Origin of the sequence: Pseudomonas sp. S4_EA_1b, assembly GCF_016307435.1 — a bacterium.
Classification (GTDB): domain Bacteria; phylum Pseudomonadota; class Gammaproteobacteria; order Pseudomonadales; family Pseudomonadaceae; genus Aquipseudomonas; species Aquipseudomonas rhodesiae.
In genome coordinates this window covers 63,915-81,547 of the sequence record NZ_JAEILC010000017.1, presented here as the reverse complement: position 1 = coordinate 81,547, position 17,633 = coordinate 63,915, and the positions used below count along the sequence as shown (strand labels likewise).

Sequence of the window (17,633 nt, the reverse complement as noted above, 5' to 3'; positions counted from 1 at the left end):
GGGCAAGCCTGCTCACTACACGGGGAGCGGCGCACATGCTTGCAGTGGTGAGCGGGCTTGCCCCGCGCTGGGGCGCGAAGCGGTCCTGTCTGCAGGCGCTGCGGAGCGTCAGGCGGAAACGGTTGCCAGGTTGTGGGGCGGCTTCGCAGTCCAGCGCAGGGCAAGCCTGCTCACTACACGGGGAGCGGCGCACATGTTTGCAGTGGTGAGCGGGCTTGCCCCGCGCTGGGGCGCGAAGCGGCCCCGTCTGCAGGTGCTGCGGTGTGTCAGGCGGAAACGGTTGCCAGGTTGCGGGGCGGCTTCGCAGCCCAGCGCAGGGCAAGCCTGCTCACTACAACAGCCGGGGTGGCTAGAGGGCGATGGGTTTGCGGCCGGCGAAAGAGTGCGCCAGGGTGCCGCCGTCCACCAGTTCCAACTCGCCTCCCAGCGGCACGCCGTGGGCGATGCGTGAAGTGATCAGGCCTTTGTTGGTCAGCAGTTGGGCGATGTAATGGGCAGTCGCTTCACCTTCCACCGTGGGGTTGGTGGCGAGGATGACTTCGGTAAAGGTGCCCTGCTCCTCGATACGCGCCACCAGTTGCGGGATGCCGATGGCCTCCGGGCCGAGGCCGTCGAGCGGCGAGAGGTGGCCCTTGAGCACGAAGTAGCGTCCGCGATAGCCGGTCTGTTCCACCGCATACACATCCATCGGCCCTTCCACTACGCACAGCAAAGTGTCGTCGCGGCGCGGGTCCGCGCATTGCGGGCAAAGCTCTTCTTCGGTGAGAGTGCGGCACTGGCGACAGTGGCCAACGCCTTCCATGGCCTGGCTCAGGGCCTGGGCCAGGCGAGTGCCGCCGCTGCGGTCACGCTCCAGCAATTGCAGCGCCATGCGCTGGGCGGTTTTCTGGCCGACACCCGGCAAAGTACGCAGGGCGTCGATCAGTTGACGAATCAGGGGGCTGAAGCTCATGGGGCATGGGTCCGACAAAACGACGAGACGCGGTTTATACCCGCGCCCCGGATTAGCGTCAAATGATCAATCCTGCGCGACGCGCACCACCAACTTGCCGAAGTTGCGCCCTTCGAGCAGGCCGATAAAGGCTTCGGGCGCCTGCTCCAGGCCCTCGACCACATCTTCGCGGAACTTGATCTTGCCCTCGCGCACCCACGGCGCCATGGCGCTGAGGAACTCGGGCTGACGGTCGCCGTAGTCATCAAACACAATAAAGCCCTGGATGCGCACGCGCTTGGTCAGCAGAGTCCGTTGCAGGGCCGGTAGACGATCTGGACCACTGGGCGCCTCATGGGCGTTATAGCCGGCGATCAGGCCGCACAGCGGCACCCGTGCCTTGGCGTTCAGCAGCGGCAACACTGCGTCGAAGACCTTGCCGCCGACGTTTTCGAAATAGATGTCCACACCTTTGAAGCAGGCCTGGGCCAACTCGTCGGCAAAGTCCTCGCTTTTATGGTCGATACAGGCATCAAAGCCCAACTCGTCCACCACATAGCGGCACTTCTGCGCGCCGCCCGCAATACCGACCACACGCAGGCCCTTGAGCTTAGCCACCTGCCCCACCACCGAGCCGACCGCTCCGGACGCCGCGGCCACCACCAGGGTTTCGCCGGCCTTTGGCTGGCCGATGTCCATCAGGCCCATGTAGGCGGTCATGCCGGGCATGCCCAGCACACCCAGCGCCATGGAAGGACTGGCCAGCCCCTTAGGCACCGGTATCAGGTTGCGGCCGTCGGAAATGCTGTGGCTCTGCCAGCCGGTCGCACCGACCACCAGATCACCCACTTCAAACTTCGGATGACGCGACTGCTCGATCCGGCTGACAGCGCCGCCGGTCATCACCTCGTCGATTTCCACCGGTGCCGCGTAGGACGGCGCATCGCTCATCCGCCCACGCATGTAGGGGTCAAGGGACAAGTACAGGGTTTTGAGCAGCACCTGGCCGTCCGCCAGCTCCGGCAAAGTCACACGCTCCAGGCGGAAGTTCTCCGGGGTCGGTGCGCCTTTAGGACGCGAAACCAGGACGATTCGCTGGTTGAGTGTCGGTTCGTGAGGCATCAGAGGGCTCCTTATCGAATTCATCGGTATAGGGTGCAGACCATGGGTGCCGTGCCGGGGTTCGATCGGATCGGCATAAACAAAAATGCCAGGCGCGATGCCTGGCATTGGAGTCTAGCTAAAGCCTGCGGATCAGAACGGCAGCTTCATGCCCGGCGGCAGTTGCATGCCGGCGGTCACACCGGACATTTTGTCCTGGCTGTTGGCTTCGATCTTGCGCACTGCGTCGTTCACGGCAGCCGCGAACAGATCTTCCAGCACCTCACGGTCGTCATCGCTGACGCCTTCAAGCAGGCTCGGGTCGATGCTCACGCGCTTGATGTCGTGACGACCGGTCATCACCACACTGACCATATCACCACCGGCTTTACCGGTGACTTCGGCGTTGGCCAGTTCTTCCTGCATCTTGGCCATTTTTTCCTGCATCTGCTGCGCCTGCTTCATCAGGCCGGCCATGCCACCTTTCATCATGGGAATCACCTCAAAAGTACGTGGATCAAGTTAGTAGCCCGGTGTCATGACGCCTGGGGCACCGGAGCTTCGACAGGTTCAATAGTATCGTGGCGCACCACCGCACCGAACTGCTGCATCATTTGCTGGATGAGCGGATCGGCGTGGATCGCGTCCTCGGCTTCACGCTGGCGGTTCAGACGCCGGCGTGTCGCGGCCTGGGCCGGGGTTTCCTGCTCAGGCTTGATCAATTCGATGCTGATCGTCAGCGTGCGCCCATGGTACTGGTTAAGGGCATCATTGAGGCGACGCTGCTGGGTTGCATTGAACAAGGCACTGTGGGCCGGGTCCAGGTGCAGCGACCAGTGGTCGCCGTCGACGGCGATCAGTGTGCAGTTGGCGGCGATGCTGCCGGTCATGCCGGAAATCGGCAATTTCGGGAACAGTTCCAGCCACTGCAGAGCCAGACCGGTGGCCGGCGCTGCGGCGGGTTCAGGCTCGGGCTCCGGGGCAGGTTCGGCGGCGTGTTCGCTGGCCAATTCGTCCAGGTAGCTGTAGGCCGAATCCATGTCCGGCTCGATGTAGTCTTCGTCCAGCGGCGGCTCGTCGTCGAGGTCGATGCCCGGCGTGGCCGCGTCGACTTGGGCGACCGTCGGCTCGGGCACTGGCGCGGACACCCACTCCGGCGCATCCGGCACCACGCTGTCAGGCGTCGGCGTGGGCATCGGGGTCAGTTCGGGTTGCTCGCCGGTGGTTTCCAGCACGGGCTCCACGGCAGGCTGCAACTCGGGCTCGGGCTCGGCGTCCGCCGGTTCGTTCCACGGCAGGTCGACCACAGGGTCGGGCTCAGGCGCGGCAACCACTACTGGCTCAGGCGCCTCAGCTGGAGGCGCGACCGGCGCAGGCGCGGCGGCAACTGGCGCGACCACGGCGGCGCCAGCCACAGGTTTGGCGGAATCAACTGTGGCCTGGCTGATCCCCACTGGCTTTAGCGGCTGTCTCGGCGCATCCGCCGTATCGGCGGGCCGGAACGCCAGCATGCGCAACAGCACCATTTCAAAACCGCCGCGCGGATCCGGCGCCAGGGGCAAATCGCGACGGCCGATCAGGCCCATCTGGTAATAGAACTGCACGTCTTCGGCCGGCAATGCCTGGGCCAACGCCAGCACCCGGTCGCGGTCGCCGTGGCCGTTGTCGACACCTTCAGGCAGAGCCTGGGCGATGGCCACGCGGTGCAGCACATTGAGAATTTCCGAGAGCACGCCGTTCCAGTCCGGGCCTTGCTCCGACAAATGGCGCACGGCCTCCAACAACGCCTTGGCATCGCCGTCGATCAATGCGTGCAGCACGTCGAAGACCTGGCCGTGATCCAGGGTGCCCAACATGGCACGCACATCGGCGGCCATGACCTTGCCTTCGCCAAAGGCGATGGCCTGGTCGGTGAGGCTCATGGCGTCACGCATCGAGCCATCGGCCGCGCGGCCGAGCAGCCACAGCGCGTCGTCTTCGAACGGCACGTTCTCGACACCCAGCACATGGGTCAAATGCTCGACCACTCGCTCGGGAGTCATGTTCTTCAGGGAAAACTGCAGGCACCGCGACAGAATGGTTGCAGGAAGTTTCTGCGGGTCGGTGGTGGCCAGGATGAATTTGACGTAGGGCGGCGGCTCTTCCAGGGTTTTCAACAAGGCGTTGAAGGAGTGGCTGGACAGCATGTGCACTTCGTCGATCAGGTAGACCTTGAAGCGGCCACGGCTCGGGGCGTACTGCACGTTGTCCAGCAGTTCGCGGGTGTCTTCGACCTTGGTGCGGCTGGCGGCGTCGATCTCGATCAGGTCGACGAAACGCCCTTCGTCGATTTCCCGGCATACCGAACAGGTGCCGCAGGGCGTTGAGGTGATCCCGGTTTCACAGTTCAGGCACTTGGCGATGATCCGCGCGATCGTGGTCTTGCCCACCCCCCGGGTACCGGTGAACAGGTAGGCGTGGTGCAGCCGTTGGCTGTCCAAGGCATTGATCAGAGCCTTGAGCACATGGGTCTGGCCGACCATTTCGCGGAACGAGCGCGGGCGCCATTTACGTGCAAGAACCTGATAACTCATCGAAAACCGTCGCAACTGGGAAGCAGAGGCCGGTAATGCTAGCGGAGCAAGGGGGAAATTGCATCCGGCACGCTCGTCTAATCTGACTAAGCTCTGCTGACTGGCCCCCGAAACGGCCTGAACCTGGAGAGTGTATGCGCGTAGTCCTGGGCGCTTTATGGATAATCACCACGGCCAGCTTGGCGGCGCCTGCCCCGCTGCGTTTTTCGATTTCCGACAGTTGGGCGATGCCGATGGTGCAAGTGGAGAACGGTCAGCCGACCCAGGGCATTTTGTATGACGTGATGGCGAGCCTGGCCACACAGCTCGGCCTACCGGCCCGGTTCCAAGTGCTGGCACGCGCGCGCATCGCCACTGCCTTGCTCCATGGCGACATCGACGTGCGCTGTTATGTCACCCAGGCCTGGCTCGATGACCTCCCCGGCGACTACGCCTGGAGCGTGCCGCTGATGGCGCAGCGCAGCGTCCTGGTCAGTACCGACGAACAACCGGTCACACTGAGCAACCTGGCCCCGCAGGCCATCGGCACCGTACTCAATTACCGCTACATCGGCCTGGCCGCGTTGTTTGCCAGCGGACGGCTGACCCGTGACGAAGCGCGCAGTGAGGAACAGGTGTTGCAAAAACTGCTGGCTGGGCGCTTTCAATACGCCGTCATCAACGAGTGGACGGTTGATCGCTTCAACCAGTCCCTGCCGCTTGGTCGGCGTCTGCATAAGGTCGCCGTGGTCGATGAGTTGAGCCTGGGCTGCATTGTGCGTAACGATCCCAATTTGCCGGTGCAGCAAATCCTGGACACGTTGCAGCGCATGAAAATGTCAGGGGAAATCGACAAGATCATTCAGCTGTACACCGGCCAGATTCCATCGGTGCCCCACGCTCCTGACAAGAACTGACAGTGCGACCTTTTAGACTGGGCTGACTTAACCGCCTGCCCTCAAGGAACCTGCATGCACACCGTCGCCCATTATTTCCTGCTGTATGTCGACAGCCCCGCCACCAGCGCGAATTTCTACAGCCGCTTGCTCGATAAGCCGCCCGTTGAACTCAACCCGACCTTTGCCCTGTTCATACTCGATAACGGCGTCAAGCTGGGGCTGTGGTCGCGCCACACCGTGGAACCGGCCGCCACGCTGACGGGCGGCGGCGCGGAAGTGGGGCTGTCACTGGCGGACAACACCGCCGTGGACACCTTGCACGCGCAGTGGTCGGCACGGGGCGCCACGATCATTCAGTCACCGACGGATCTGGACTTCGGCTATACCTTCGTCGCCGAGGACTTCGACGGCCACCGGTTGCGCGCATTCTGCCTGCACGACTAAGCGCCAGCGCCCCTCCAGGCTGATGGCCGCCACGCTGGCCAGCACGATCAGCGCACCGAGCACCACCCAGGGCGTCACCTGCTCACCCAGCAGAGTGGCGGCCATCAGCATCGCCACTGGCGGAATCAGGTACATCGCCACCGACGCGCGGCTGACCTCCACATGTTTCAACACATAGCCCCACGCCAGATAGGCCAGAGCGCTGGGAAAAATGCCCAGCACCAGCACCGCCAGGTTCTCCGTCAACGGCGCCCTCAGCACCGCCGCGGGCAGGCCCGGCAGGTTCACGCAGAGCATCAGGGTGCCCGCCCACACCATGTAGCACGCCATGGTCAGCGGGCTGTAGCGATGGGCGTAGTGTTTCTGAAGGGCGAAATACACACTCCAGGACAGCGCTGCCAGCAGGATCAGCACGCCGCGCGGGTCGATCTCGCCGATGCCCCGATCACCGCAGATCACCACCCCTACCCCGACCAGCCCCAACAACACACACACCCAACGCCACACACTCACCCGCTCCTTCAAAACCCAAAAAGCGATCAGCACACTGAACAGCGGGGCCGACTGCGCCAATACGCTGGAGGCCGCCGCCGTGACCCATTGCTGTCCATAGTTGAGGGCTGTGTGGTGCAGGAACACGCCGAAGAACCCCAGCACCAGCAACCAGGGCACGTCCCGCCAGCGCGGTCGGCCAATGCCCAGTACCAGCGCCACCCCGGCCATAAACAGCGACGCGATCAAAAAGCGCAACAACGCCAGCTGGCCGGGGCTGTAGCTGTGCAGGCCCAGATGCACACCAATCGGCGAATAGGCCCAGCAGAGGATCACGCTGGCGGTGACTAGCGTAAGCTTCAGGCGTGACGGTGTGTTCATCGAGAGCGTCCGGAAACCGCGAAAGAAGGCCTTCAGTCTTGGCCCGGACGCGGCGCAGGACAATTAAGCGTTTCTGACTTCTGAAATCACGGGAATTGAGCAATGGAACTGGCCCAACTGAAAATGGTGCGCGCCGTGGCGCAGACGGGCAGCGTGGCCCAGGCAGCCGTGCAGCTGCATTGCGTGCCCTCCAACATCACCACGCGCATCAAGCAGCTGGAGAGCGAGCTGGGCACGCCGTTATTTATCCGTGCCGGACGCGGGCTGGCGATCAGCGCGGCGGGTGAAATTTTTCTCGACTACTGCGAGCGCATCCTGGCGCTGGTGGATGAGTCCAAACGCGCAGTGGATGCCACTGCCATCCCCCGTGGCACCTTGCGCATCGGCGCGGTGGAATCCTGCGCCAGCGGCCGCTTGCCACCGCTGCTGGCGGAGTATCACCGGCGTTACCCGCAAGTCAGCCTGGAACTGGTGACCGGCGCCTGGAGCCCATTGCTGGACGACCTGCAACACCATCGCCTGGACGTGGCCCTGGTGGCCGCCGGTAACCCGCGAGCCAAACTCGAACACAGCGTGGTCTACCGCGAACGCCTGGTGCTGATCGCCAGCGCGTGCAGTGTGCCCATTCACGGTGCACAGGACCTGGCGGGGCGCACGTTGTTGGTGTGGCCAAGTGGCTGCCCCTATCGCGCCGCGCTGGAAAACTGGCTCAAACCCCATGACATCACACCGAGCATCGCCACCTATGCCAGCTGGGGCACGATCATCGGCTGCGTCAGCGCCGGGATCGGCGTGGCGTTGGCGCCGGAAGGGATTCTGGCGCGTTATGAGCAGGCCAGTCAGTTGGCTTCGTACCGGTTCGAGGAGCTTGAGGCCGTGGACAATCTGCTGTTCTGGCACACCGACACGCAGCGGCACCTGGCGCGGGATGCCTTTGCCGATTTGCTGCGCGAAACCTTCGGCTAAGCCATATCTGGATGCCCGTAGCAGGTTTTTCCGTTATCCTCCCGCGAAATTAATTCAAAATGTAAGGGACTACCGTGAATTACTTCCGCTTGTTGCTTGCGGCGGCTGCTCTGAGCCTGCCCGTCGTACCCGCCTTCGCCGCCGCCACACCTGCACCGGTCGAAGCCAGCGCCGCCGCTGAACCGGCTGAAACCGCCGAACATTTCCTGGCTTCGCTGAAGAAAAAAACCGGCACGGTCACCCTGCCCAGCGGCATCGCCACCCTCAAACTCAACGACGAGTTCTACTACCTCGACCCGGCCGATACCGAACGCCTGCTGACCGACGGCTGGGGCAACCCACCGGGCTTCAAGACCCTGGGCATGATCGTACCCAAAGCCGTTAGCCCGCTGTCCGAGCGTGGCTGGGGCGTGATCGTCAGCTACAAGGCCGATGGGCATATTTCCGACGAGGACGCGGCGAAAATCGACTACGCCGACCTGCTCAAGCAGATGCAGGAAGAAGACGAGGCCGAGAACCAGGAACGCAAGAAACAAGGCTACGCCGGCCTGCATCTGCTGGGCTGGGCCGAGCCGCCGCACTATGACGACACCACCCACAAGATGTACTGGGCCCGCGAGCTGAAAGCCGACGACGCCGATCAGAACACCCTCAACTACAGCATCCGCGTACTGGGCCGTGAAGGCGTGCTGGAACTCAATGCCGTTGCCGCCATGGCCGACCTGCCGACCATCAAGCAAGAGCTGCCCAAGGTGCTGGCCTTCACCAACTTCACCGATGGCAACCTGTACACCGACTTCAACCCCAGCACCGACAAAATGGCCACCTATGGCCTAGCGGCACTGGTGGCCGGTGGGATTGCCGCCAAGGCCGGGTTGTTCGCCAAGATCGGCATTTTCCTGCTGGCGGCGAAGAAGTTTTTGGTCATCGGCGTGGTGGCGTTGCTCGCCGGTATCCGCAAGTTGTTCAGCCGCAATAAGGGCTGAACCCCGCCCATAAAAAACGCCGCCGTGTGCCAGACACACGGCGGCGTTTTTTTGTTTCACGATGACTCCAGTACCGCAATTCGCTGGACTACGCCAAAGCTCGATACAGCAGGTTTATCAATCACTTAGGCGAGTTCAACATATGCCGGTGCTTTCCGAAACTTGACCCGGCTTCCCCTCGCGTGGCTCCCATGCGGCTCTTGGAAACCGGGTTTTCCGAGGAGTCATCATGGCGAAGATCAAGCTCACCAAGTCCGCAGTTGATGCGGCACAACCCCAAGACAAGGCCATCGAACTGCGGGATACCGTGGTGCCCGGCTTCCTGTGCAAGATCACCCCGGCGGGTCGCAAGGTGTTCATGCTCCAGTACCGCACGAATGCCGGCGAGCGCCGCAAGCCCGCCTTGGGCCAGTATGGGGAACTGACGGTCGATCAGGCACGCACAATGGCGCAGGAGTGGCTGGCTGAGGTACGCAGGGGCGGCGACCCCAGTGCGGCCAAGAATGCCGCCCGCAAGGCACCGACCATGAAGGAGTTCTGCCACACCTTCATGGAGGACTACTCCAAGCAGCGCAACAAGCCCAGCACCCAGCGCGGCTATCAGGGCGTGATTGACCGCTGCATCATCCCGATCATGGGCCGGATGAAGGTGCAGGACGTGAAGCGCCCGGATGTGGCCGCGCTGATGAAGAAGCTGGCCTACAAGCAGGCCGAGGCGAACCGCACCTTCGGCGTATTGCGCAAGATGTTCAACCTGGCCGAAGTGTGGGGGCTGCGCCCGGACGGCACGAATCCGTGCCGCCACGTCCCGATGTATCCACCCGGCAAGGAAACCCGGCTCATCGTCGATGACGAGCTGGTGCGGATCTTCCGCCACCTGGAGCATCTGGAATCCGAGGGACTGGAGAACTACGTCATCCCGCTGGCGATCCGCCTGCAATTCGAATTCGCTGCCCGTCGTTCCGAAATCTGCCCACTCGAATGGGCTTGGGTTGATCTGGAAAAGCGCCGTGTCGTCTGGCCTGACAGCAAGACCGGCGGTATCTCCAAGCCTATGAGTGAGGAAGCCTATCGGCTACTGTCCACCGCGCCCCGCCGGGAAGGCTGCCCCTATGTCCTGCCGTCGCCGAACGACCCGACCCGGCATCTAACCCACGGCGAGCACTACGGCGGCTGGACGCGCGTGCTCAAGGCCGCTGGCGTTCCGCACGTTGGCACGCATGGCATCCGCCACAGGGCGACGACCGACATTGCCAATTCGGGCGTACCGACCAAGGTGGGCATGAAGCTCACAGGTCACAAGACCGTGGCGATGTTTATGCACTATGTTCATACCGAGGACAAGCCGGTGCGGGATGCCGCCGAACTGGTGGCGAATCGGCGTTTGGCGATTACCGGGGCGTCCCGTTCTATGGAGGTGACAGCATGACAAGGAAGACGCCCGTGGCAACGCGGAAACCTGCGGCCTTACCGGCCGGCTATGCTGGTATCCACGGCGGCATCGTGGAGCTGCTGGACGCGGCGCGGCAGGCGGCGGCACGCAGTGTCAATGCGCTGATGACAGCCAGCTATTGGGAGATTGGCCGCCGGATCGTCGAAGCCGAGCAGAAAGGCAGGCGACGGGCCGGTTACGGCGAGCAGTTAATGGAGCGCTTGTCCGCCGACTTGACGGCCCGGTTCGGGCGCGGGTTCGGTGTCAACAACCTGGAGAGCATGCGGCGTTTCTTCCTCGCATACCCCCAGCCGGAGATTTCCCAGACAGTGTCTGGGAAATTGGGAAATGAGTCGCCTGCCGAGAAATCCCAGACAGTGTCTCGGAAATTCGACCTCTCCGAACTGGCCCAGGCCTTCACCTTGCCGTGGTCGGCCTATGTCCGGCTGCTGTCGGTCAAAGATGACCATGCCCGCCAGTTTTACGAGGTCGAAGCGCTGCGCGGTGGCTGGAGCGTGCGCCAGCTCGACCGGCAGATTGGAAGCCAGTTCTTCGAACGAACGGCCTTGTCCAAGGACAAGGCGGCGATGCTGGTCAAGGGTTCAGTGGCCAAACCCGAGGATGCCGTCACGCCCAATGACGCGATCAAAGACCCGTATGTGCTGGAGTTCCTCGACCTCAAGGACGAGTATTCAGAATCTGATCTGGAAGCGGCCTTGATCCAGCGCCTGGAAGACTTCCTGCTGGAGCTCGGGGAAGGCTTCACCTTCGTCGGGCGGCAACGTCGGTTGCGCATCGACCAGACTTGGTATCGGGTGGATCTGCTGTTCTTCCATCGCAAGCTGCGCTGCCTGGTCATTATCGACCTGAAGCTGGGCAGCCTGACCCATGCTGATGTGGGGCAGATGCATCTGTACTGCAACTATGCCAAGGAGCATTGGGCCTACCCGGATGAGAATCCGCCGGTGGGCCTGATCCTGTGCGCAGACAAGGGCCATGCTCTGGCGCGGTATGCGCTGGATGGCTTGCCGTCCAAGGTAATGGCAGCGAACTACCGGACGGTGTTGCCGGATGCCGAGTTGCTACAGAAAGAGTTGGAGAACACGCGGCGTCTGCTCGAATCTCGCGGAACGCTGTTTCTCAAGGACGACAAACCATAGTCGTGCGCCCCGACGTACCGCCGTCGGGCTCGCGGGCTGCGCCCTGTGCTTCGTCCCAAATCACAGCCATTCGGCGCCGATCCCTGACGCCTCCGGCCTGGATCGTTGATCCGGGCCTGCGCGTGCTGCGCACTTGCCAACGGCGAGTGCGTGGCTGAGTGGGGTGTAGGCGGTCTTGCTGTTCCCTTCACCGTATCACGGCGTTCGCAGCGTCAAGGGCTGCGCGTGCTTGCACGCTTGCGCCCTGGCGGTCGGCTACGCCCCCTGACTGCTTTGCGCTGCGCCGTGCTGGCCACGGTTCCGGGCAATTCCGCCCGAGCAACCGGAGCACGATCATGTCGCAACTGTCCTTTTCCTCGTTCGATGACGCTTTGATGGTGCGTGACGCCCAAGGGCGCTACCTGCCGGCATCTGTGGATCAAATTCTTGAGGCGGCACGCCAGGCCATCGAGCTGAAGATGCAACGTGGTGCTGAGTTCACTTCGCCGGCGCTGGTCAAGGAGTACCTGCGCAACAAGCTGGCAGCCTTCGAGCATGAAGTTTTTGCGGTGCTGTTTCTGGATACGCGCCACCGGCTGATCGAGTACCGGGAGATGTTCCACGGCACCATCGACAGTGCATCGGTGTATCCGCGCGAAGTGGTCAAGGAAGCGCTACGGCTCAATGCTGCGGCAGTGATCCTTTCGCACAACCATCCGAGCGGGAATCCTGAGCCGTCGCAGGCCGATAAGGTGCTGACGCAGCGGCTCAAGGAAGCGCTGGGGCTGGTGGAGGTGCGCACGCTGGATCATGTCATTGTCGCCGGTAGCGACACTGCGTCCTTCGCTGAACGTGGCCTGATCTAAGCCTGGAGCTTCGGCCCCTTTTGTCCCTTTGATATTAGAAAAATAGCGATCAGGGCATGATCTGGATTTGACTGGGTTCCAGCAACTTCTTTTCAATGAGTTCGGCTTGCGCACCTTCCGGATTGGCAGTGAACAATACAACACGTAAATCCTCCATCGCACGCGAGAATGACACGTATGCAAGTTTTTGCGTTACGTCGCGCTGCCGATCAGAGGGTTCACCGGCTGTTAGTGGCGTTAATTTTTTATTGAAACTGTATTGATTCCACGCCGCCTCAACATCATCATAAACTACTAGGACTTTTGAGTACTCTTCGCCTTTGACTCCATGCTGAGTACTGTAGGCAGTGTTATTGACAATGAATTCAAAGTAGCATCCAATCTGCGCAGGCATCATTTGAAAAAAATAATCTGCAAGCCAGTCTCCTTTATCTAGGCCGTGAATCTCTTCATCGAAAGATTCTGTCCTGGGATCACGGTCAAGATTTTCGCAAAGTCTTTCGGATGGTTGAATAATTTTCTTTTCAACGCAAAATCGAAGGATGGGCCCAATTTTTTCTGTATTCCATAGGTCAACAAGCTGATTTACTAGCGATTTCGACGCTTCAATCATCAGCTTCAATGATTTTTCTGCATTTAAACCATCGGTTGCAAAAGCTGGGCTGCTGCGACGAAGAATATTGATGACTGCTCTATCATCATCTTTGGCTTGAGCATTGATGAGCGGACAAATGGTCGAAAGAAATGGCTTGATAAGAAAGTGCTCGCCTTCTTCAAATGCGTCTTGTGCCCGGGAAGAAGCATACTCTCCTGTGAAAAGACGATTGAGATCAGAAAACCCAAGCCTGCGAGCGATCATTTGCCGAGCCAGAAATAGTTTTACGACATCTTTACGCTCTGTCCATCCCCAGCCCGCGATAGCTGCATCCATACGCGCTAAGGCTCGTTTGATTTGATCTTCAGAGTATCGCTTGCGCGGCTCTGATGGTTCTTCTGCTTGTATCAGCAAAAATTCAACACTACCTTCGCACGACGAGTTTTCCCCCGCAGCATACTGTTCAACATCTCCTCTGTATTTATTGAGGAGTCGGATAACACTTTTTGAACAGCGAAAATTTTCAGACTTCTTTATTATTTCCCCATTGTCAGGAGGTACAAAATCCCCGGCACTTCGATCATAGATTTGCTGCCAAGGATCACCAAAATATCCGATCAGAGGAAGGCCTGTACCTGCGCAGACGAGATTTAGCCCTGAAACGATGCCATCAAACGTGTCCTGCGCCTCATCAACAAAAATATAAGGGAAGCGCAGGCCGATGATTCGCCTGAATGTGTGATTATTTGCAAGCAGGTAGGTAGCGATTTCTATGACATCATCGTGACTGATTTGCCCTTTTTCGTAATCACTAAAGTTAGTGTCTGAATAGCCAAATCTTTCGACCAACTCCAGCGCAGTCAGCTGTTTGGTCAATCGCTCTATTTTTTCCCGAGCTTTCTTCGCTTTTTTGCTTTGCCCACCATTGTCATCCTCTCTGGATTTTTCTATGAGAGCTGGAATTCGACTTTCACGCAAAGCCTCCCGGATGTCTTCATGGAAATGGTTAATTTGCCCCCACAAAAAACCGTGAAGAGTTGAGACAAGGTATAAGTCATCAAATCCAAGCCGCGCCTTTATGACTTCTACTGCCCGCTTGGTAAAAGTGATGCATGCAATGCGTTGGCCATGCTTCTTGAGAAAACTTCCCTCCAACTCGCGAACTCGACGAAGAGCATCTACGAGGGAGCTAGTCTTGCCGGCACCTGCTCCCGCAATCATTGCAAAACTACGGCGATCATCCAGGCACTTACGGACCAGAGCATCTGCCTTGCTTTCTACCCATGCAGACATACTAATCTCCTGAAATGACAGTAGTCGGTTCCGGCGACAAGCGCTTTTCAAGCCACTGCAGGCCCTCAGCTATATAGCTCGGGACGCACCACTGCTCGGGGCAAGCCAAAATGTCCATAGCGAAATCAGTTTTCTTAAAATTATCTGACCGAATTCGATCATAAATTTCTTGATATGCATTATCAAGAATTTCTGGAATGGCAATACCGATGGATAGTGCTCCTGATCTCAGCAGCCCGAAATTCTCGTAGACGATAGACTCCTCCAGCGTGCGGGGACGCAGCGTTTCATTCGCCGTTCCATCAGCTACTAAAACATCAGTTTGAAAGGCGATGCAGCGATCTTTATCGGCATGTTGTTTCTGCGTCACAGTCAGCGCAATCAATTCAGAAATTGTGCTGTGCCCACACATTTTCTTGATAGAGGCATTGGATGTTTTGGCTCCAACGAAATCTGCGCGACATGCGCTTGGATATCCAGTTGGCAAAACAGAATCAATATCTGTAATAACAAGATATGGAATATGAAGAAAGCTCAGCAGACCCTCGAAACGATGAGCATAGGCACCTCCCACCTCTAAGACCGTAAGATATGATTTACGCAAATTTTCTGCTGCGCGCTCAATCATAGACGGCATAAGAAGTTTTTCAACGGCGCCTTCAACAAGGATGGCAGCATCCGCAAAAAACAGGTCACAATGAGTCAGTCGTAAATACCGTTTAAGAAAGGCTAGAGACTCCGATGGAGCAACTAACTTACCGTCTATCGTCTCCGCTTCTGGTTGAAATGATCGGAGGCTGTGAACGACTGATGCATTGCGAATGCCCGTTGTCGTTGTCTCACCTTCTATATGACATCTCTGGAAATATCGAACCTTCTCAAAATCTACCGCATCCATGATGTGAGAAGAGTGTGTTGTGACAACGAGTTGCGGCACTAAATCAGGTTCGCCAGCCGCTTCAGCCGATTGGTTTATCACCTGCCAAATGTTGGATATAAAAGTCTGCTGAACCTGTGCATGAAGATGAACCTCGGGTTCCTCTATGAATATCATCAAACATAGCGGACGATTCACCTCAGTCATGACCCATTGAGAGTGAAAGTGTCGCGCCTGGATGGCCATGTATATGAGATTCTTGAAACCAAGGCCGTTATACAGTTCGGGAAGCTCATGCTGTCTACCGGGGTCAATGTAGAGTAATTCGGTGTTGCCTCTTAGCGCAGTTTCCGGGCTAAGAGATGAAATTATCCGTAACTCGCGATCATTTATAGACGGCACACCAAGATATTTAATCAGAGTAATCAGGGGCTCAAACTGCTTGGCGTAGTGATCGGTGAGTTGTTTGTTGTTTTCATCAATTACGCCATGAGCATCGGCAGCATGACCAGCCTGTTCAAGATTTTTTCTGTAAAAGGTAGCGAAAGCTGCTGAAAGTCGGTTGCTTCGGCTACTGTCATCATCATTGATGTTACGCTGAGCATCGACGAATTCCACTCGTATTAGGTGCTTAAGTAGGCGCTTTCCTTCCTCAGGATCAAGCCTGCTTACTAGAATTTCAGGAGGAGCTCCCTCCTGATGCTTTTCTTCGAGTGAAAAGTATCCAACTGAAAAATTCCGACTAAGGTTTCCATCTAGCGCAAGATATTGGGAGAGCGCCTTGGCACGTTCTTTGCCCTCCCTTTTGGGGTAAGCAGCGTCGTAATTTTCTAAAAGTTTCTTTGCATCATCTACTTCATACGAAAGCCGGATTCCAACGCGCTTCAGGTCTAAAAGCTTTGGGAGAAGAGTGAAAACTCTTCCAAATGCGATACTTTCAGGGTCAATGCTAAACCAGAGATCGAGGCTAATTTTTGGAAGCTGATTGGCATCCCCTGTGTTCGCAAAGTCTTCGAAATCCTTCATTCTGGCGACTGAGAAGTCATGGATTTTGAATTCTCGGTCGCCAAGAAAGCAGCGGAATATTGCTGTGGCAGACGTTTTGCCACTGTTGTTGGGGCCAACAAATATTGACTCTCGCTCTTCAATTTCGATTTGAACATTTTCCAATCGACGGAAGTTCCGAATTGCAATGTCGCTAATCTTCATCAATCCCCTCCTGGGCAAAAGTCAATAATTGGTATTTTTAGCTTTCGCCGAAAAATCGGCTCAATGATCGAAAGCTGCCAACATACAAATAGATAATAAGCGAAATACTTCCTTGCGTCTCCGCTTCGCGGATCGCGCTGCTCCAGGTTCGCTACTCGCTCATCCCTGACGGGACTGGCATTCGCCAGCCTTCCACATCCCTGACGCCTACGGCCCGGCTTCCAGCTTCGGGCCTGCGCGCTTCGCTTGCGTGCGGTCTGCACATCGTGGCGGCCGTTGCCATGTCCAGCCGTCTCTCCTGACTCCATCACCTTGCTCGCGACTGTAGCCCGTGGCCGCGTGCCATCAAGGCGCGTCAGGCCGTGTCCTCGGCTGCGCCTGCGGGCCGCACCTACCTGCCGCTTTTCTCCTTGACGGCCCACGTCCGTGGGCTCCTGACCGTCGCGGGCGATGAACTCAGGAAAGACGGTGGCAACAGGGCCAACCGGGTTCCTCGTGCCAACCGCACCGAACAGCCGAAAGGCTGGGCTCCGAATCTAGGAATCCGGTGTGCGGTTTGAACAGCAAACCCTTTTTGTCAGGAGAAAGACCATGCAACTCGCATCCCGTTTCGCTTCCCGTTCCCCTTCGCTGCGCAGCGATTACCCGCTGACCGATGACCAGATTCACCGCGTCGCCCCGTCCATCTTTGCGGACGCGCCGCATGAGAGCCGTTCGCAGCGGTACGCCTATATCCCCACCGCCGCCGTGCTGGCGGAACTGCGCAAGGAAGGATTCCAGCCCTTCATGGTGACGCAAACCCGCGTGCGCGACGAAGGCAAGCGCGAACACACCAAACACATGCTGCGCCTGCGCCACGCCAGCCAGATCAACGGCGCGGAAGCCAATGAAATCGTGTTGTTGAACTCGCACGATGGCACCAGCAGCTATCAGATGCTGGCCGGCATGTTCCGCTTCGTGTGCAGCAATGGCCTTGTGTGCGGCGACACCGTGGCCGATGTGCGCGTGCCCCATAAAGGCGACGTCTCCGGGTATGTCATCGAAGGCGCTTACGAAGTCTTGCGCGGCTTCGACCGGGTGAAGGATTCCCGCGATGCCATGCGTGCGATCACGCTGGACGAAGGCGAAGCCGAAGTGTTCGCCCGTTCCGCGCTGGCCCTCAAGTACGACCCCACCGACAACAAGCCCGCGCCCATCACCGAATCGCAAATCCTGATGCCGCGCCGCTTCGACGACCGCCGCCCGGACTTGTGGAGCGTGTTCAACCGCACCCAAGAAAACCTGACCAAAGGCGGATTGCATGGCCGCAGCGCCAATGGTCGCCGCCAGCAAACCCGGCCGGTGCAGAGCATTGATTCCGATGTGCGCCTCAATCGCGCCCTCTGGATGCTGGCCGATGGCCTGCGCCAGTTGAAAGCCTGATTCCCCACCCGGCAGGGGCAGGCAGCAGCCCTTGCCGCTTTCTTCGCT

General features: G+C 58.9%; 15 protein-coding genes. 8 read left to right on the top strand and 7 right to left on the bottom strand.

Annotated features, from left to right (window positions below; all coding sequences use genetic code 11):
- Window positions 1–349: 349 nt before the first annotated feature.
- From recR to dnaX, 4 genes are all read right to left on the bottom strand, one after another.
- Complete coding sequence (gene recR / locus YA0848_RS06765) at window positions 350–952, bottom strand: recombination mediator RecR (protein ID WP_014719453.1); 603 nt, start codon at window positions 950–952, stop codon at window positions 350–352.
- Between the two features lie 66 nt (window positions 953–1,018).
- Entirely contained in the window at window positions 1,019–2,053 is a 1,035-nt protein-coding gene (locus tag YA0848_RS06760; protein ID WP_034099683.1) for an NADP-dependent oxidoreductase, read from the bottom strand.
- Window positions 2,054–2,185: 132 nt separating this feature from the next.
- Window positions 2,186–2,524 (bottom strand): YbaB/EbfC family nucleoid-associated protein, encoded by a 339-nt coding sequence (locus YA0848_RS06755; protein ID WP_017527493.1) that lies wholly within the window; start codon window positions 2,522–2,524, stop codon window positions 2,186–2,188.
- 44 nt (window positions 2,525–2,568) lie between these two features.
- The gene (dnaX, locus tag YA0848_RS06750; protein WP_034099684.1) at window positions 2,569–4,605 is read right to left on the bottom strand and encodes a DNA polymerase III subunit gamma/tau; all 2,037 of its coding nucleotides are present in this window, start codon (window positions 4,603–4,605) and stop codon (window positions 2,569–2,571) included.
- 134 nt (window positions 4,606–4,739) lie between these two features.
- Between dnaX and YA0848_RS06745 the strand changes: the two genes are divergently transcribed.
- Window positions 4,740–5,501 (top strand): substrate-binding periplasmic protein, encoded by a 762-nt coding sequence (locus YA0848_RS06745; protein WP_169902473.1) that lies wholly within the window; start codon window positions 4,740–4,742, stop codon window positions 5,499–5,501.
- Between the two features lie 54 nt (window positions 5,502–5,555).
- Window positions 5,556–5,927, top strand: coding sequence for a VOC family protein (locus tag YA0848_RS06740; protein WP_099311941.1), 372 nt, complete (start codon window positions 5,556–5,558; stop codon window positions 5,925–5,927).
- Here the strand turns inward: YA0848_RS06740 and YA0848_RS06735 are convergent.
- Complete coding sequence (locus YA0848_RS06735; protein WP_099311939.1) at window positions 5,841–6,800, bottom strand: DMT family transporter; 960 nt, start codon at window positions 6,798–6,800, stop codon at window positions 5,841–5,843. The two genes, YA0848_RS06740 and YA0848_RS06735, sit on opposite strands and share 87 nt — an antisense overlap.
- A 102-nt stretch (window positions 6,801–6,902) precedes the next feature.
- Here YA0848_RS06735 and YA0848_RS06730 point away from each other — a divergent pair, with 102 nt between their 5' ends.
- The 5 genes from YA0848_RS06730 (at window position 6,903) to radC (ending at window position 12,189) form a co-directional block, all read left to right on the top strand.
- Window positions 6,903–7,766: a LysR family transcriptional regulator gene (locus YA0848_RS06730; RefSeq protein ID WP_169902474.1), complete on the top strand. Its 864-nt coding sequence runs from the start codon at window positions 6,903–6,905 to the stop codon at window positions 7,764–7,766.
- A gap of 74 nt (window positions 7,767–7,840) precedes the next feature.
- Entirely contained in the window at window positions 7,841–8,752 is a 912-nt protein-coding gene (locus YA0848_RS06725) for a DUF2167 domain-containing protein (RefSeq protein ID WP_034099688.1), read from the top strand.
- A 229-nt stretch (window positions 8,753–8,981) separates the two neighbouring features.
- Complete coding sequence (locus tag YA0848_RS06720; RefSeq protein WP_198712270.1) at window positions 8,982–10,181, top strand: tyrosine-type recombinase/integrase; 1,200 nt, start codon at window positions 8,982–8,984, stop codon at window positions 10,179–10,181.
- Window positions 10,182–10,195: 14 nt separating this feature from the next.
- On the top strand, window positions 10,196–11,344 hold the full coding sequence (locus YA0848_RS06715; protein ID WP_442967194.1) for a PDDEXK nuclease domain-containing protein: 1,149 nt from the start codon (window positions 10,196–10,198) through the stop codon (window positions 11,342–11,344).
- Window positions 11,345–11,679: 335 nt separating this feature from the next.
- Window positions 11,680–12,189 carry a RadC family protein gene (gene radC / locus YA0848_RS06710; protein ID WP_198712272.1) on the top strand — a complete coding sequence of 170 codons (510 nt, stop codon included), beginning with the start codon at window positions 11,680–11,682 and terminating at the stop codon, window positions 12,187–12,189.
- Between the two features lie 49 nt (window positions 12,190–12,238).
- On the opposite strand, the gene YA0848_RS06705 is transcribed toward radC, so the two are convergent.
- Window positions 12,239–14,077 (bottom strand): UvrD-helicase domain-containing protein, encoded by a 1,839-nt coding sequence (locus tag YA0848_RS06705; protein ID WP_198712273.1) that lies wholly within the window; start codon window positions 14,075–14,077, stop codon window positions 12,239–12,241.
- Window position 14,078: 1 nt separating this feature from the next.
- Complete coding sequence (locus YA0848_RS06700; RefSeq protein ID WP_198712274.1) at window positions 14,079–16,163, bottom strand: ATP-dependent nuclease; 2,085 nt, start codon at window positions 16,161–16,163, stop codon at window positions 14,079–14,081.
- Between the two features lie 591 nt (window positions 16,164–16,754).
- Between YA0848_RS06700 and YA0848_RS06695 the strand changes: the two genes are divergently transcribed.
- Window positions 16,755–17,585, top strand: coding sequence for a DUF932 domain-containing protein (locus YA0848_RS06695; protein WP_198712275.1), 831 nt, complete (start codon window positions 16,755–16,757; stop codon window positions 17,583–17,585).
- The last annotated feature ends 48 nt before the right edge of the window (window positions 17,586–17,633 follow it).

Bases quoted from the DNA above. Each gene is read 5' to 3' on its own strand.
- YA0848_RS06705 (WP_198712273.1), bottom strand. From the start codon at position 14,077: ATGTCTGCATGGGTAGAAAGCAAGGCAGATGCTCTGGTCCGTAAGTGC.
- YA0848_RS06760 (WP_034099683.1), bottom strand. From the start codon at position 2,053: ATGCCTCACGAACCGACACTCAACCAGCGAATCGTCCTGGTTTCGCGT.
- YA0848_RS06735 (WP_099311939.1), bottom strand. From the start codon at position 6,800: ATGAACACACCGTCACGCCTGAAGCTTACGCTAGTCACCGCCAGCGTG.
- YA0848_RS06755 (WP_017527493.1), bottom strand. From the start codon at position 2,524: ATGATGAAAGGTGGCATGGCCGGCCTGATGAAGCAGGCGCAGCAGATG.
- YA0848_RS06740 (WP_099311941.1), top strand. From the start codon at position 5,556: ATGCACACCGTCGCCCATTATTTCCTGCTGTATGTCGACAGCCCCGCC.
- YA0848_RS06745 (WP_169902473.1), top strand. From the start codon at position 4,740: ATGCGCGTAGTCCTGGGCGCTTTATGGATAATCACCACGGCCAGCTTG.
- radC (WP_198712272.1), top strand. From the start codon at position 11,680: ATGTCGCAACTGTCCTTTTCCTCGTTCGATGACGCTTTGATGGTGCGT.
- YA0848_RS06720 (WP_198712270.1), top strand. From the start codon at position 8,982: ATGGCGAAGATCAAGCTCACCAAGTCCGCAGTTGATGCGGCACAACCC.
- recR (WP_014719453.1), bottom strand. From the start codon at position 952: ATGAGCTTCAGCCCCCTGATTCGTCAACTGATCGACGCCCTGCGTACT.
- YA0848_RS06730 (WP_169902474.1), top strand. From the start codon at position 6,903: ATGGAACTGGCCCAACTGAAAATGGTGCGCGCCGTGGCGCAGACGGGC.
- dnaX (WP_034099684.1), bottom strand. From the start codon at position 4,605: ATGAGTTATCAGGTTCTTGCACGTAAATGGCGCCCGCGCTCGTTCCGC.
- YA0848_RS06695 (WP_198712275.1), top strand. From the start codon at position 16,755: ATGCAACTCGCATCCCGTTTCGCTTCCCGTTCCCCTTCGCTGCGCAGC.
- YA0848_RS06700 (WP_198712274.1), bottom strand. From the start codon at position 16,163: ATGAAGATTAGCGACATTGCAATTCGGAACTTCCGTCGATTGGAAAAT.